General features: G+C 64.2%; 17 protein-coding genes. 8 read left to right on the forward strand and 9 right to left on the reverse strand.

Annotation, left to right across the window (positions count from 1 at the left end; translation table 11 throughout):
• Positions 1-96: 96 nt before the first annotated feature.
• Both AS156_RS35775 and AS156_RS35780 read left to right on the forward strand, forming a co-directional pair.
• The gene (locus AS156_RS35775; protein ID WP_066514219.1) at positions 97-1,059 is read left to right on the forward strand and encodes a Tim44 domain-containing protein; all 963 of its coding nucleotides are present in this window, start codon (positions 97-99) and stop codon (positions 1,057-1,059) included.
• Positions 1,060-1,252: 193 nt separating this feature from the next.
• Positions 1,253-1,960, forward strand: a complete 708-nt coding sequence (locus AS156_RS35780; protein ID WP_066514221.1) for a glutathione S-transferase — start codon at positions 1,253-1,255, stop codon at positions 1,958-1,960.
• A gap of 96 nt (positions 1,961-2,056) precedes the next feature.
• Here the strand turns inward: AS156_RS35780 and AS156_RS35785 are convergent, their stop codons facing one another.
• Both AS156_RS35785 and AS156_RS35790 read right to left on the reverse strand, forming a co-directional pair.
• Positions 2,057-2,416: a GFA family protein gene (locus tag AS156_RS35785; protein WP_066514222.1), complete on the reverse strand. Its 360-nt coding sequence runs from the start codon at positions 2,414-2,416 to the stop codon at positions 2,057-2,059.
• Between the two features lie 16 nt (positions 2,417-2,432).
• Entirely contained in the window at positions 2,433-3,107 is a 675-nt protein-coding gene (locus tag AS156_RS35790; protein WP_066514224.1) for a methyltransferase family protein, read from the reverse strand.
• A gap of 141 nt (positions 3,108-3,248) precedes the next feature.
• Between AS156_RS35790 and AS156_RS35795 the strand changes: the two genes are divergently transcribed.
• Together AS156_RS35795 and AS156_RS35800 are read left to right on the forward strand one after the other, a co-directional pair.
• Positions 3,249-3,575, forward strand: a complete 327-nt coding sequence (locus AS156_RS35795; RefSeq protein WP_066514226.1) for an ArsR/SmtB family transcription factor — start codon at positions 3,249-3,251, stop codon at positions 3,573-3,575.
• The gene (locus tag AS156_RS35800) at positions 3,575-4,018 is read left to right on the forward strand and encodes an SRPBCC family protein (RefSeq protein ID WP_066514227.1); all 444 of its coding nucleotides are present in this window, start codon (positions 3,575-3,577) and stop codon (positions 4,016-4,018) included. Before AS156_RS35795 ends, AS156_RS35800 begins: the two co-directional genes overlap by 1 nt.
• Here the strand turns inward: AS156_RS35800 and AS156_RS35805 are convergent, their stop codons facing one another.
• Entirely contained in the window at positions 4,019-4,510 is a 492-nt protein-coding gene (locus AS156_RS35805) for a hypothetical protein (RefSeq protein WP_136626602.1), read from the reverse strand. It abuts the gene before it with no gap.
• 97 nt (positions 4,511-4,607) lie between these two features.
• Positions 4,608-4,922, reverse strand: a complete 315-nt coding sequence (locus AS156_RS35810; RefSeq protein WP_066514290.1) for a Kazal-type serine protease inhibitor family protein — start codon at positions 4,920-4,922, stop codon at positions 4,608-4,610.
• A gap of 235 nt (positions 4,923-5,157) precedes the next feature.
• On the opposite strand from AS156_RS35810, the gene AS156_RS35815 reads away from it, so the two are divergent.
• Together AS156_RS35815 and AS156_RS35820 are read left to right on the forward strand one after the other, a co-directional pair.
• Positions 5,158-6,813 (forward strand): fumarate hydratase, encoded by a 1,656-nt coding sequence (locus tag AS156_RS35815; protein WP_066514292.1) that lies wholly within the window; start codon positions 5,158-5,160, stop codon positions 6,811-6,813.
• Positions 6,814-6,822: 9 nt separating this feature from the next.
• Positions 6,823-7,497, forward strand: a complete 675-nt coding sequence (locus tag AS156_RS35820; RefSeq protein ID WP_082747929.1) for a DUF429 domain-containing protein — start codon at positions 6,823-6,825, stop codon at positions 7,495-7,497.
• 381 nt (positions 7,498-7,878) lie between these two features.
• Here the strand turns inward: AS156_RS35820 and AS156_RS35825 are convergent, their stop codons facing one another.
• The 4 genes from AS156_RS35825 to AS156_RS35840 all read right to left on the reverse strand — a co-directional run bounded on the left by AS156_RS35825 (position 7,879) and on the right by AS156_RS35840 (position 11,181).
• On the reverse strand, positions 7,879-8,175 hold the full coding sequence (locus AS156_RS35825) for a hypothetical protein (RefSeq protein ID WP_066514229.1): 297 nt from the start codon (positions 8,173-8,175) through the stop codon (positions 7,879-7,881).
• Positions 8,176-8,258: 83 nt separating this feature from the next.
• Positions 8,259-8,813: an inner membrane-spanning protein YciB gene (locus AS156_RS35830; protein ID WP_066514232.1), complete on the reverse strand. Its 555-nt coding sequence runs from the start codon at positions 8,811-8,813 to the stop codon at positions 8,259-8,261.
• A 97-nt stretch (positions 8,814-8,910) separates the two neighbouring features.
• Positions 8,911-9,486 (reverse strand): hypothetical protein, encoded by a 576-nt coding sequence (locus AS156_RS35835; RefSeq protein ID WP_066514234.1) that lies wholly within the window; start codon positions 9,484-9,486, stop codon positions 8,911-8,913.
• Positions 9,487-9,777: 291 nt separating this feature from the next.
• A complete protein-coding gene (locus AS156_RS35840) occupies positions 9,778-11,181 on the reverse strand; it encodes a carotenoid oxygenase family protein (RefSeq protein WP_066514238.1) in 1,404 nt (467 codons plus the stop codon).
• 112 nt (positions 11,182-11,293) lie between these two features.
• On the opposite strand from AS156_RS35840, the gene AS156_RS35845 reads away from it, so the two are divergent.
• Positions 11,294-12,019, forward strand: coding sequence for a TetR/AcrR family transcriptional regulator (locus AS156_RS35845; protein WP_066514240.1), 726 nt, complete (start codon positions 11,294-11,296; stop codon positions 12,017-12,019).
• Between the two features lie 38 nt (positions 12,020-12,057).
• The gene (locus AS156_RS35850; RefSeq protein ID WP_066514242.1) at positions 12,058-12,534 is read left to right on the forward strand and encodes an OsmC family protein; all 477 of its coding nucleotides are present in this window, start codon (positions 12,058-12,060) and stop codon (positions 12,532-12,534) included.
• 15 nt (positions 12,535-12,549) lie between these two features.
• On the opposite strand, the gene AS156_RS35855 is transcribed toward AS156_RS35850, so the two are convergent.
• A complete protein-coding gene (locus AS156_RS35855; protein WP_066514303.1) occupies positions 12,550-13,152 on the reverse strand; it encodes a hypothetical protein in 603 nt (200 codons plus the stop codon).
• Between the last annotated feature and the right edge of the window lie 98 nt (positions 13,153-13,250).

Here is a 13,250-nt window from a genome sequence, read left to right on the forward strand (position 1 = left end):
CCGCAGCCGCGGTTCCCCTTTCCCGCTTCACTTTTACCGTTCCCTGCCCATGTTAAGGGCACGTCCCCATGCCGGGGAATCCTTGAGGAAACCAACATGAATTTCTCGCAACGCACGCGTGGAATTGTACGGGTGATCGCCGTCGCGATGGCGTTGGCGCTCCCCGTTGTAATGACCGTTTCGGCGGCTGACGCTCGCGTCGGCGGCGGGGGCTCGCGCGGCTCGCGCACCTTCTCCGCACCGCCCAGCACCAGCACGGCGCCGGGCTCGGTCGCGCCCATGAACCGCACCTTCAGCCAGCCTGGGAGCCCCAACATGGGCACGCCTGCGGCCAATGCCGGCGGCCTGTTCGGCCGCGGCGGAATGGGCCGTGGCCTGCTCGGCGGACTGGCCGCGGGCTTCCTCGGCGCCGGCCTGTTCGGCATGCTGTTCGGGGGCGGCCTGTTCTCGGGTCTCGGCGGCCTGTCGTCGATCCTCGGCCTGTTGCTACAGATCGGCCTGATCGTGCTGGTGGTGCGGCTCGCGATGTCGTGGTGGCAGCGCCGCAATGCGCCGGCCAACGCCTATGCCGGCGGTCCAGCCGGGGCTGGCACCGGACCGCAGCCGAACTATCGTTCGGGCTTCGGCTTCGGACTGGGCGGCGGCTCGGATGCGCCGGTCGAGATCGCGCCATCCGACTATGAGACGTTCGAGCGGCTGCTCGGCGACATCCAGACCGCGTGGTCGAACGAGGACATCGCGAAGCTGCATACGCTCGCGACGCCCGAGATGGTGTCGTACTTCTCGAAGGATCTCGAAGAGAACAAGGCGCGCAACGTCACCAACAGGGTGGCCAATGTGAAGCTGCTGCAGGGCGACCTCGCGGAAGCCTGGCGCGAAGGCGACAGCGAATATGCGACGGTCGCGATGCGCTACTCGCTGGTCGACACCATGCTCGAGCGCGGCACCGGCCGCATGGTCGACGGAAACGGGCAGCCGGAGGAGGTGACGGAGGTCTGGACCTTCGTGCGCCAGCGCGGCGGCAACTGGGAGCTCTCGGCGATCCAGCAGACCAACTGATCGATTGCCAATCCTGACGATCTGAAGAGCGCCGCGGCTCACCCCGCGGCGCTTTTGTTTTGCGATCTTGCTGTCTCCACGCTGGATTGCGGTTCTGTGCAGTGAACACCTCCCGGATTGGTGCGTTGACGCCTGCGAGACCGGCCCGCAGATTGCGAGGCGATATCCGTCGTTCAGGTTCCAGGGATCATCCATGCATTATCAACTCTACTACTGGCCCTTCATCCAGGGCCGCGGCGAATATGTCAGGCTCGCGCTGGAAGACGCGGAGGCCAACTACACCGACGTTGCACGCGGCAAGGGCGGCACCGGCGCGATGATGAAGCTGATGGAAGGCCACAAGGGCACGCCGCCGTTTGCGCCGCCATTCCTTACATCCGGCAAGCTCGTGATCGGGCAGACCGCCAACATCCTGCTCTATCTCGGGGCGCGGCATGGCCTGGCGCCGAAGGCCGAGGCGGGAAAGCTGTGGGTGCACCAGTTGCAACTCACCGTCGCCGATTTCGTGCTGGAGATTCACGACACCCATCATCCGCTCGGACCGTCGCTCTACTACGAGGACCAGAAGGCGCCGGCGAAGAAGCGCACCGAGGAATTCTGGAAATCGCGCGTGCCGAAATATCTCGGCTACTTCGAGGACCTGGTGAAGGACAATGGCGGCGCCTTCGTCACCGGCCGCCGCGCGACCTATGCCGACCTGTCGCTGTTCCAGATCGTGGAAGGCCTTCGCTATGCGTTCCCGCAGCGCATGGCGGCGTTCGAGAAGCAGGTTCCGCGCGTCGTCGCGCTGCACGACCGCGTCGCCGAGCGACCGAACATCAAGGCGTATCTTGCGAGCAAGCGGCGGATTCCGTTCAACGAGGACGGCATCTTCCGGCGCTACAAGGCGCTGGATTTGTAAGGCCGTCATTCCGGAATGGTCCGTTAGGACCAGACCCGGAATCTCGAGATTCCGGGTTCGATGCTAACGCATCGCCTCGGAATGACGTGTGGGGCACTATCTGCTCCGCCCATCCACCGGCGTCATCGCGATCTTCGACAGGTCGATGCCGTCGATGCAGCTCACATTCAGCGCTACGATGTCGCTGCCGTCGGGCTTCTTGCCGCGCGCGAACACGTCGACGCCGCAATCGACACAGAGCTGGTGGCGGATCGCGTGGCGGTTGAAGAGATATTCCTTCAGGTTCTCCTCGCCGGCGCGAAGCTGGAAGCTCGACGGCGGCATGAAGACGAAGTGCAGGCCCTTCTTGGTGCAGATCGAGCAGTTGCAGGCGGTCACCATCGCCATGTCGGTGGTGCATTCGAAGCGGACCTGGCCGCAATGGCAGCCGCCGGTATAGGTCTTGCTCTCAGCCATGACGTGTCCTCACTCCTCACCAGAGTCCCGGGACCAGACGGTAGCGCACCCGCATCGCATAGTCGGCGTAGTCGGGCAGTCCCGCCAGCAGCGTGCGCTCCTCGATGCGCGTGCGCGCCGCGAACATCACAAAGAACACCGGTACGAAGGCAAGGCCCCACCATGAGCCGAGCATGAGCGGCACGCCGATGAAGAACAGCATGATGCTCGCATACATGGGATGGCGGACCAGCGCATAGGGCCCGGTCGAGATCACCTGATGATGCCGCTCCGTCTGCACTTTCACGACCGGTGAGGCGAACGAGTTGGTGCGGAACACCCACATGATCAGCACGGTCGAGGCGAGGTTCAGCGCGAGGCCGAGTACGATCAGCGCGACGCCGGCATTCGCACCGTCTAACCTGCGATCGAGCCCCATCGCAACGAACCACAGCACCGCGACGACCACGAACAGCAGCATGAAATATTTGTCGCTCCTCGGCTGATCCTCGCGCGCCGTCAGGCGCATGCGCTCGGCGAGCAATCCGGGATCGACCTTGGCAAGCCACAGGCCGCTCGCCGGTCCGATAACGGCCGAAGCAACGAGATAGGCCCATGCGCCGGGCCATTGCAGCGTGCCGGCGGCGCCGAACAGCAGCGCGCCCATTGCGACGACGAAGACGGTGTTTTGCAGGAGGAGCTTGGCGATCATTGGCGACTCCGTGCGACTCCTCGAGGGGAAACCAATCATCGCATGTTTTCCGGCGAAGGTGCGGCGGCATGCATCAACTTTCCGCTCATTCCCAACGTTCCAGTGTTGACAAAACGTATAAGTAATTGCTTATATATTGTCATGGCCGGCACGATGCAGCTCACCAATGTGTTGAAGACCCTTGCGGACCCGACGCGGCGCGCGGTGTTCGAGCGGATCCTGCAGGAAGGAGAAGTCGCCGCGACCGGGCTCGTGCGCGGCTCCAAGGTGTCGCAACCGGCGGTGTCGCAGCATCTGCGCGCGCTGCGCGATGCCGGCCTCGTCGCCGAGCGGCGCGAGGGTCGTCACATCCACTATCGCGTCGCGCCGAAGGGCCTTAGCCCGCTGATCGATTGGCTCGGCCACTATCAGACATTCTGGCAGGAGCGCTTCGAGAACCTGGAAAGATTGCTGAAGGAGAGTGAGTGATGAGTGAGAAGCATGCGATCACGGTCGAGAAGGTGCTGCCCTACGCGGCCGACAAGATCTGGCAAACGCTGACGACGAGCGATCGGATCGCGAAATGGCTGATGCCGAACGATTTCGCCGCCGCCGTCGGCCACAAGTTCAATTTCCGCACCGCGCCGCTGGGCGACTGGGACGGCGTCGTGCATTGCGAGGTGCTCGATTGCGATCCGCCGCGCCTGTTGCGCTATTCCTGGAAGGGCGGCGCCGACACCAATCCCGCCTACGGCTCAAAGCTTGATTCGGTCGTGACCTGGACGCTGACGCCGGTCGAGGGCGGCACGCATCTGCGCATGGTGCATGACGGCTTCGTGTTCCCGGGCAACAAGATCGCCTTCGACATGATGAGCCCGGGCTGGGGCAGGGTGCTCGACGGCATCGCGCGCGTCACCGCGGAAGCGGGTTGATCACTCGCTCTTGCCGCGCCGCACCGTGATCGAGGCGTCGGTCCTGGTGCGCGTGCATTCCAGATTGAGGCGGCGATAGCGCATCGTGATGTTGTTGCCGCGGAAGATGCCCATGCGCTTCAGGCAGCGCGACGTGCCGGTGGTGGCATCGTCCTTCGGCACGGTGAAGATCAGCGCCGTGGCTGAGCCGACCAGGTTGAAGAACTCCGGCTTCATCTTGCGGTCGGTCTTGGCATAGAGCTCGATCGCATAGTCCTTGCCGCGACAGCCGAGCGACAACTCCTTCGCCGCCGGATGCGTCAGGTACGTGATGTTGGCGGCGGTGAAATTGATCTTCAGCCCTTCGATCTGGCGCGCGAGCTGCTTGGCGATATCCGCGCAGGGATCGGCATGCGCCGGCGCGGCGGCGAAGGCTGCGAACAGCGCCAGCAAGGCGGCTGACAGGCTGGAACGGATGCAAAACGGCAAGCGTCGGCGCGATCGTCCGGTCATGAATACCCCCGCAGCATGAATGCGCCAGGGTTCATGCAGGCTCCGGCCGGTGGCGTCAATACATACCGCGAGCGCCGGCCGCGGCGGTGCTGACCCGTCACGAGGGGCACTTGCCGTCGCGCGCCTTGGAGGCCCCGGCGGCGCGGCGTTCGCAGTCGTTGCCGTAGGTCTTGCCGTCGCAGCCGCACACCGGCTTGAAGATCTTGTTGCAGATCGAAGGCCTGAACGCGCAGGTGCCGGTCTGGTCAGTACGGCCGCATGTCCCGGGCTTGAACTGGCAGAACTTGCCGGAACCACACTGCACGCCGGCCAGGCCACCGCACGGCTTGCCGAGGCGGATCGCATGAGCGTCGGTCGGCACCGACATCATCAACGCCAGTGCCGCAAACGCGACGAAAACCCGTGCCCACATCATGGACTCCCTCGATAAATAGCTCCCTCGGCCGGTTTCATGGAGCGTTCGGCAATCCAGCAGCCCGGGATGACATGCCTTGAGGAATACCACACGTATCTGCGGTTTCCGCGCATGGCTGGGGACGGCCGGCTTCCCTTTCCTTTGTCCGAAAAATGCTTAGAACGGCTCTATGTTGCCGGCGGCCCTCATGGCCGATACGGCCTTCCGAACCGTGCAGCCCAAAGAGCAGCCCATGAACGCCCCCACCGCCTTTCCCGACCAGCAGAAGCCCGTTCCGCCCTACAAGCATACGCCCTTGTTCCCGCTCGGCGCTGATACGACGCCCTACAAGAAGGTCACGAGCGAAGGCGTGCGGGTCGAGAAGGTTCTCGGCAAGGACATGCTCGTGGTGTCGCGCGAGGCGCTGCGGGCGCTCTCGGAGGCCGCGTTCGGCGAGATCAACCACTATCTGCGGCCCGGCCACCTCAAGCAGTTGCGCTCGATCCTCGAGGACAAGGAAGCCAGCGACAACGACAAATTCGTCGCCTTCGATTTCCTGAAGAACGCCAACATCGCGGCCGGCGGCGTGCTGCCGATGTGCCAGGACACCGGCACCGCGATCATCATGGGCAAGAAGGGCTGCAACGTCATCACCGACGGCGAGGACGAGGCTGCGTTGTCCGAAGGCGCGCGCGACGCGTATCTGCGCCGCAACCTGCGCTATTCGCAGGTTGCGCCGCTGTCGATGTATGAGGAGAAGAACACTGCCAACAACATGCCGGCGCAGTGCGAGATCTACGCCGAGGGTGACGATGCCTACAAGTTCATGTTCATGGCCAAGGGTGGCGGCTCCGCCAACAAGAGCTTCCTGTTCCAGGCGACGCCTTCGGTGCTGACCAGGGATCGCCTGCTGGCGTTCCTCAAGGAGAAGGTGCTTACGCTGGGCACCGCGGCATGCCCGCCCTATCACCTCGCGATCGTGATCGGCGGCACCTCGGCCGAGCTTTGCATGAAGACGGTGAAGCTCGCGTCCGCGCGCTATCTCGATGCGCTGCCGACCCACGGCTCGGCCGACGGCAACGCGTTCCGCGATCTCGAGATGGAGCAGGAAATCCTCAAGATGACGCAAAGCTTGGGGGTAGGCGCGCAGTTCGGCGGCAAGTATTTCTGCCACGACGTCCGCGTGATCCGCATGCCGCGCCACGGTGCCTCGCTGCCGATCGGGCTCGGAGTCTCGTGCTCGGCGGACCGCCAGGTGCTCGGCAAAATTACAAAAGACGGCGCCTATCTCGAGGAGCTCGAGCATAACCCGGCGCAGTATCTGCCCGCGGTCGAGCAGTCGCTCGGCGGCGAGGTCGTGAAGATCGACCTCAACAAGCCGATGAAGGACATCCTCGCCACGCTGTCGCAATACCCGATCAAGACCCGCGTCTCGATGACCGGCACCATGATCGTGGCGCGCGACTCCGCGCACGCCAAGCTGCGCGAGCGGCTGGAGAAGGGCGAGCCGCTGCCGGACTACTTCAAGAACCATCCGGTCTATTACGCGGGTCCCGCCAAGACGCCTGATGGCTACGCGTCCGGCGCGTTCGGCCCGACCACGGCGGGACGCATGGATTCCTTCGTCGACCAGTTCCAGGCCGCCGGCGGCTCGATGGTGATGGTCGCCAAGGGCAACCGCGCGGTCGCGGTGCGCGAGGCCTGCAAGAAGCACGGCGGCTTCTATCTCGGCTCGATCGGCGGTGCCGCGGCGAACCTCGCCGAGCACTGCATCAAGAAGGTCGAGGTGGTCGAGTATCCCGAGCTCGGCATGGAGGCGATCTGGCGCATCGAGGTCGTCGACTTCCCGGCCTTCATCATCATCGATGACAAGGGCAACGACTTCTTCAAGGAATTGAATCTCGGTTGAGAATCCGGGTTGAGGGCGATCGGCCTCGACGGGTTCTCCAAAGGCTGGGTCGCCGTCAGCATCGACGGCGACCTGCGGACGATCTCCTTCCATTCCGATATCGCCGACGCGCTCGCTGGTCCGTTCGACTGCGCCGGCATCGATATTCCGATCGGCATGACCGACGACGGCGAGCGCGCCTGCGATCGTCTCGCGCGTGACCGGTTACGCCCGCACACGTCGCGCGTCTTCACCGGTGCACGACGCTGGCTATGGGAGGAGTTTTCCGATCCCGACAAGGCGAACGATGACGCAAGGCGCCGCGGCCAGACGCGGGTCTCGCGCCAGCTCTGGCATCTCGGCAAGAAGATCATGGAGGTCGACGCCTTCGTGCGCGCCAACGCTGCGCGCGACATCCGCGAGGTCCACCCTGAATTGGTGTTCCTGCGGCTGAACGGCGGCAAGCCGCTGGCGGCGAAGAAATCGGAAGAGGGCGATGCCCTTCGCCGCAGGCTGCTCAGGCGCGAGGGCTTTCGCGAGATCGATCACTGGCTGACGGATGCGCGGATCGGCGCCCGCGCGAAACGCGACGACGTGCTCGATGCCTGTGCGGTCGCGCTCGCCGCGCGCGACCCTCACGGCAGCGTTCCCGAAGGAACTGCGCCGCGCGACGCGCAGGGTGTGCCGATGCAGATCTGGTTCTAATCCTACTGCGTCACACACCTCGCAACCCTCATGGTGAGGAGCGCGGAACGCGCGTCTCCGGACGATGCTTGCATCGCCGGGCGAACCATGAGGCTCCATCTGTGGCCTACATCCTTCGAGACGCCCGCTTCGCGGTCTCCTCAGGGGCGACGGTCTATCCTTCGTCATTGCGAGCCAACGGGTCCGGCCTCTGGCCGGCCCGATGACAGGCTCCGCGAAGCAATCCATCGCGCTGCAGACGCATGGATTGCTTCGCTCGTCGCAATGACGAGGTCTTCGGGACGATCCTGCCGAGCATGCGCTTGATAAAACGAGAGCCGCGCCAGTGATCGGCGCGGCTCAAATGTACGAGGCGGATGATCTATCCGCCCATTCAATGCCTCAGGCGCGCGTGCCTGTGAAGGGGAAGTTGCCCATCGGGCCGATGCCCATCTCGCCGGAAATGCTGTCGCCCGAGACCTTGCCGCTGAAGTCGAGCGTGAGCGGCATCGGATTGGTGATCGACACCTTCCAGGCGACGTCGTCACCATTCACGGTGCCGTCGAAGATTTCGGTGGAGTTGCCCTCGGCACCCTGCGTGCCGGTGAGCGCGCCACCCGAGCTCGCCAGCGACAGCGTCGCCTTGCGCTCACCCATCGGCGTCGTCATGGTGAGATTCCAGTTTCCGTCCACCGCCATTGATGTCTCCCCTCGAGATGAAAGCGTGCGGGGGGGTATAACCCATCTCGCCGCGCAAGCCTAACGCTTTGAGCCTGCGGCGTTCAGGCGCGGGCGGCGGCGCGCAGCCGGTTGGTGACCAGGAAGCGGAAGACGACATACTGGATCGCGAAGGCGGCGACCTTGGCGCCGGCCGCGACCACGGTCACATAGGTCGCCCACAGCTTCAGGTCGCCGGTCGACGCGATGGCGATCGTACCGGCGCCAAGCGCAAACATCAGGATGGCCCAGGCATAGCCCGCGACCGTGACGTATTCCGGGATCACGTCGACGACCCGCGGCGGCATGTAGCGCAGCATCCAGCCGCGCTTGAGCATGATGGCGCCGATCGCGAAATGCGCGATCGCGGGCTTGGCCAGCACGAAGCGCGGATCGTTGGTCAGCAATGTCGCGGTGCCGAGCACGATGACGAGCGCGAGGCTCGCCCAGGTCATGAAGCCGAGCGCTTCGCCCTTGGCGCGGGAATAGACGGCTTGCGCGATCGCGCCCGCGATCGCAACGCCGGTGGCGAGCAGCACATTGTCGGTCGCGAGATAGACCGCCAGGAACACAATGGTGGAGAGAAAGTCGCTCGCGAGCTTGGCCAATACGCTCTTCATCGTCGTGCCTTCCGTTTCCTCTGGCGTTTGATCGTTGTCGTGGTGCGGTCGTCGCGTCAGGTGGCGTCGGTTCTGGGTTCAGCCAGAACCGAGACGCTTACGGCGAGGGCAGGGCGTTGGCCGGCGGCGCCCCGAACCTGGCCTTGCGATACTCCGGATACCATTTGGTGAAGAGGATCGCGCTGTTGCGGGCGGCGAAGGCGATCAGGAGGCCCGACCACAGCGGCAGACCGGGCACATAGAGCACGGCGATGTTGCCGATCGCCATCAGCAGGAATGCGCCGGTCCAGGCCCAGGTCAGCAGGTAGTTGGTGTGCACGAAGCCGGCATATTGCATGGTCTTCGCGTCGACCATCTCGCGTGCATATTGCAGCGTGAAGGGATGCCGAAACACGATCGACAGCAACGCCACCGAGAGCAGGCCGGCATTTACGGCGAAACTCACCGCGTTGCTGCTGAGCGTCGCATCGACGAAGGTGAGATAGCAGCCGATCGCGGTGAACACGGCCACCGAGCCGACGGTGAGGATCTTCATAGTGCGGCCGCGCGCGATGTCGATCGCGATCACGGCAAGGCAGATGAGAGTGGCCCAGAACAGGCTCACGGTGGCCGATGTGACCAGCGACAACAAGGCGAGGGCGCCGTAGGGAGCGAGGATCAGGAAGATCGTCATGAGAAGCCTCGAAGGCTAATCTTTACATCGTAAAGATAACCTAAGCGCAGACGGTGGTATCGTCAAGCGAAATCTTTACAGTGTCAAAATCGTGAACGGCTGGTGATATGCAAAGAATTTCGTGGGGATGATGGCAGGAAGCATCCGCCTGCCTGCCGCACCTCTGCTTCGTCATGGCCGGGCTTGCCCCGGCCATCCACGTCTTTCTTGGCTGAACCAAAAACGTGGATGCCCGGCTCAAGGCCGGGCATGACGAGTTCGCGGACCGACTGACCAAAAGGGCGACGGCGCCTACCGCGCCCCGACCCAATTGCCGTGGAAGCCGTCGGGCACGCGATGGCCGAGATGCACCAGCGCGATCGGGCCGGCCTCGACATCGGTCGCGTTGAAGATGGCGAGATCGCTGCGGTTCTCGCGGGCGCGCCAGACCACGGCGAGCAGCCAACCGTCGCCTTCGGCGGCGTCACGGGCGCGTTCGACGAAGATCGGCTCCGAGATGGTATCACCGGCGGGCAGCAGGTAATGACCGAGCCGCTTGCCCTTGCCATCGACATGCACGATGCCCGACAGCGCGCCGAACATCGGCAGATCGGGATTGGCGCAGGCGTACCAGCCATGATTGCTCGAAAGCCCGGCGCGGCGATCGTCGACGCGGGGGAATTCGCCGGTGAGATCGTCGAGATAGGTTTGCGTGAAGCGGTCGGTATTGCCCGAGAGATCGAAGGTCCAGCGGCAATAGCGCGCGCGGTTCTTTCTCGGATCGGTCGGCGAGCCGTCGGGATGGTTGAACAGCGGCGCTTCCTCGAACTGCATCACGTCGGCCATGATGCGATTGCCCTCTTCCCACGCATTCATCACGTGGAACACGTAGCAGGTCTCGGCGCGGAACCAGACGATGTCCTTCGAGGCACCGTTGCGCTTCATCACGCCGATATAGGCGCCTTTCTCAGGCTCCCAGGCATAGGGCGCCTGTCCGCGCATCGCGCGCTGCATGCTGCCGGTGATGGGCAGGATCGGAAACAGCACGTGGTTCGCGGTCACGATGAAGTCGTGCACCATGCTGGCATAGGGCGCTTCAAAGCGTTCGAACCGCGTCACCACGCCGGACGCATCGATCGCGCCGTATGACAGCGCCGGCGTCAACGGGCCCGCGGCGTTGTAGCCGAAGAACACCAGTTCGCCGGTCACCGGATCGATCTTGGGATGTGCAGTGAAGGGGCCGGAGATTGCGCCCTTGTAATCGCAGTAGCCAAGGCGATTGAGCGTGCCGGGTTCGATCTCGGTGGGCAAATGACTCTCGACGAGAGCGAGCAGCCGGCCGCCATGGAAGATGATGTTGGTGTTGGCGACGCAGCCATCGGCCGTGATGTCGGCAGGCGTGTCCGGCAGCTTGCGGCCGAAGCCGCCGAACAGCGCGCGCCCGGCATCGTGCTCGGCCTGCCATTTCGGCGTGCGGACCCAGCGGTTGCGATAGCTGGCGCGGCCGTTCTCGAGATGGAAGGCGTGCAGCATGCCGTCGCCGACGAACCAGTGCGCGCCCGGCGCGTCAAACTGCGGATTGGGGCCGTTGCGATAGAGTGTGCCGTTCAGCTCGCGCGGCAGTTCGCCCGTGATCTTCAGGAAGGGCGCATCGGCTTCAAAGGGAATCGGCGCAAGATTGGTCCGCGCCGCATTTGACGTCACCTGGTCGAGCATCGCACGCTTCCTCCATGTTTATCTTTACATCGTAAAGATGTTGATAGGAGCGGACCTCGAGATCGTCAAGCAAAATCTTTACACTGTAAAAATTGCGTCATATAACGGCGTCATGGCTAGAATCTCCAAGGAAAACAAGGCGAGCCGACCGGCGCCGACCCGCGCGCGGCGCGCCGCCCGGGTCGCGGCCGATCGTCCTGCGGCGCGGCGGCGTGCCAGCGATGCGCCGTACCATCATGGCGACCTGCACGAGGCGCTGCTGAAGGCGGCCGAGCTGGTGCTCGAGCGCGACGGGCTTGCGGGGTTGACGCTGCGCGCGGTGGCGCGCGAGGCCGGCGTGTCGCATGCCGCGCCGACGCATCATTTCGGCGATCTCACCGGCCTCGTCAGCGAGCTCGCCGCGATCGGCTTCCGCCAGTTCAACGAGGCGATGATCGCCGCCGGTGCGTCCGGTGCCACGCCGAACGAGAAGGGGCTGGCGCGCGCCAAGGCCTATATCGCCTACGCGCAGGCGCATCCCGGCATGTACGGCCTGATGTTCCGCACCGAGCGGCTGGACATGAAACGGCCGTCGCTGCACGAGGCGGCGAATGCCTCGTTCGCCGGGCTCGCCGGCTCGATCGGCGAGAGCCGTCACGAGCAGATCCACGAACGGGCGCTGTCGCTCGATCAGGCCGCGGCGATCGTGCGCGCCTGGTCGCTGGTCCATGGCTTCACAATGCTGCTGCTCGACGGACGCCTGACCGACGTGTTGAACCGGATGCCGCCCGGCAATACCGTGGAGATGCTGCTCGAGGCGATGCTGAGGGGTTCGGTCAACAAGCCGCCCGGGTGTTAGCCAAGGCTTGGTCCGGAAAGTGTGTATGCGGAGATCGTATGAGCGGGAAGATACATACCTACGACGTGAAAGTGACGTGGACCGGCAATGTGGGCAACGGCACGAAGGCTTATCGAGATTACAAGCGCGACCATGAGATAATGGCGGCCGGCAAACCGACCATCGCCGGGTCTTCCGATCCGAGCTTTCGAGGCGACCGCACGCGGTGGAACCCGGAAGACCTGCTCGTCGCGGCGTTGTCCGCCTGTCATAAGCTCTGGTACCTCGGGCTTTGTGCGCAATCCGGTGTGAACGTCTTGTCCTATGAGGACGATGCGTACGGCACCATGGTCGAGGAAGCGGGTGGCGCGGGGCAGTTCACAGCGGTCGTTCTCCGTCCCAGAATCGTGATCGATGCTTCATCGGATATCCAGGTCGCCCGCGAGCTGCACCACAAGGCGCACGAGCAATGCTTTATTGCGAGGTCGGTGAATTTCCCGGTCGAGAACGAACCGGACATCACCGTCGCCGCTTGAACGATCTTGGCGCATCTAGCGCCTCGTCAGCGACGTCGTCCGGCCGCTCTGGCCGATCGTCTTCACCTTGTCCTCGCCGCATTTGAAGCCGCGGGCGAAGCCGTCGGCGGCCTGCCGTGCCAGATCATTGGCGTTGGGGTTGGCGGCCACATCGACATAGGCAACGTGACACACCGCGCCGGGCGGCAGCCGCGTCACGGCGAGCATCGGCCTTGAGACGGGGCCGCCTTGCTTGTCCAGCGTGTCGTTATCGGCGATCAGCCAGCGCTGGATGATTGCGAAGGGCTTGTTGCCGGCCGTGCGCCATTCGACTGTATCCATGGTCGAGCTGAACGGGCCGAACCAGGCCTGTGCGGCGGGTTCCCTGGCCGCGGCCTCATGGTTTCGGCCGACCGAAACCACTTCGCGCAGGTCTCCCTCGCTGATCAGCACCACAAGGCCCGATCGGCCCGGGCACACCCGCGTGGTGCCGCCGTCCTCTTCGCCGGGCTTGCCGATCATGCGGCAATGCTTCGGTGCCGTCGATGTGTAGCTGCTGCTGAACGTTTCGGCAGCGGCCTGACCGGCATTTGTGCCGGCGAGGGCCGCAACAACTGTTGCAATTGTGAGGTATTTCATCGGGAAGACCTGCAATCCGGGCCAGTTTGTGTCTGACATGTGCAATCTGGGGAAGGTTCAAGAGACACGCGGGAAAGACCTGACAGGGGCGCGGAATC

It is taken from the genome of Bradyrhizobium macuxiense (genome assembly GCF_001542415.1).
Taxonomy (GTDB): domain Bacteria; phylum Pseudomonadota; class Alphaproteobacteria; order Rhizobiales; family Xanthobacteraceae; genus Bradyrhizobium; species Bradyrhizobium macuxiense.

Bases quoted from the DNA above. Each gene is read 5' to 3' on its own strand.
- AS156_RS35775 (WP_066514219.1), top strand. From the start codon at position 97: ATGAATTTCTCGCAACGCACGCGTGGAATTGTACGGGTGATCGCCGTC.
- AS156_RS35780 (WP_066514221.1), top strand. From the start codon at position 1,253: ATGCATTATCAACTCTACTACTGGCCCTTCATCCAGGGCCGCGGCGAA.
- AS156_RS35785 (WP_066514222.1), bottom strand. From the start codon at position 2,416: ATGGCTGAGAGCAAGACCTATACCGGCGGCTGCCATTGCGGCCAGGTC.
- AS156_RS35790 (WP_066514224.1), bottom strand. From the start codon at position 3,107: ATGATCGCCAAGCTCCTCCTGCAAAACACCGTCTTCGTCGTCGCAATG.
- AS156_RS35795 (WP_066514226.1), top strand. From the start codon at position 3,249: ATGGCCGGCACGATGCAGCTCACCAATGTGTTGAAGACCCTTGCGGAC.
- AS156_RS35800 (WP_066514227.1), top strand. From the start codon at position 3,575: ATGAGTGAGAAGCATGCGATCACGGTCGAGAAGGTGCTGCCCTACGCG.
- AS156_RS35805 (WP_136626602.1), bottom strand. From the start codon at position 4,510: ATGACCGGACGATCGCGCCGACGCTTGCCGTTTTGCATCCGTTCCAGC.
- AS156_RS35810 (WP_066514290.1), bottom strand. From the start codon at position 4,922: ATGTGGGCACGGGTTTTCGTCGCGTTTGCGGCACTGGCGTTGATGATG.
- AS156_RS35815 (WP_066514292.1), top strand. From the start codon at position 5,158: ATGAACGCCCCCACCGCCTTTCCCGACCAGCAGAAGCCCGTTCCGCCC.
- AS156_RS35825 (WP_066514229.1), bottom strand. From the start codon at position 8,175: ATGGCGGTGGACGGAAACTGGAATCTCACCATGACGACGCCGATGGGT.
- AS156_RS35830 (WP_066514232.1), bottom strand. From the start codon at position 8,813: ATGAAGAGCGTATTGGCCAAGCTCGCGAGCGACTTTCTCTCCACCATT.
- AS156_RS35835 (WP_066514234.1), bottom strand. From the start codon at position 9,486: ATGACGATCTTCCTGATCCTCGCTCCCTACGGCGCCCTCGCCTTGTTG.
- AS156_RS35840 (WP_066514238.1), bottom strand. From the start codon at position 11,181: ATGCTCGACCAGGTGACGTCAAATGCGGCGCGGACCAATCTTGCGCCG.
- AS156_RS35845 (WP_066514240.1), top strand. From the start codon at position 11,294: ATGGCTAGAATCTCCAAGGAAAACAAGGCGAGCCGACCGGCGCCGACC.
- AS156_RS35850 (WP_066514242.1), top strand. From the start codon at position 12,058: ATGAGCGGGAAGATACATACCTACGACGTGAAAGTGACGTGGACCGGC.
- AS156_RS35855 (WP_066514303.1), bottom strand. From the start codon at position 13,152: ATGAAATACCTCACAATTGCAACAGTTGTTGCGGCCCTCGCCGGCACA.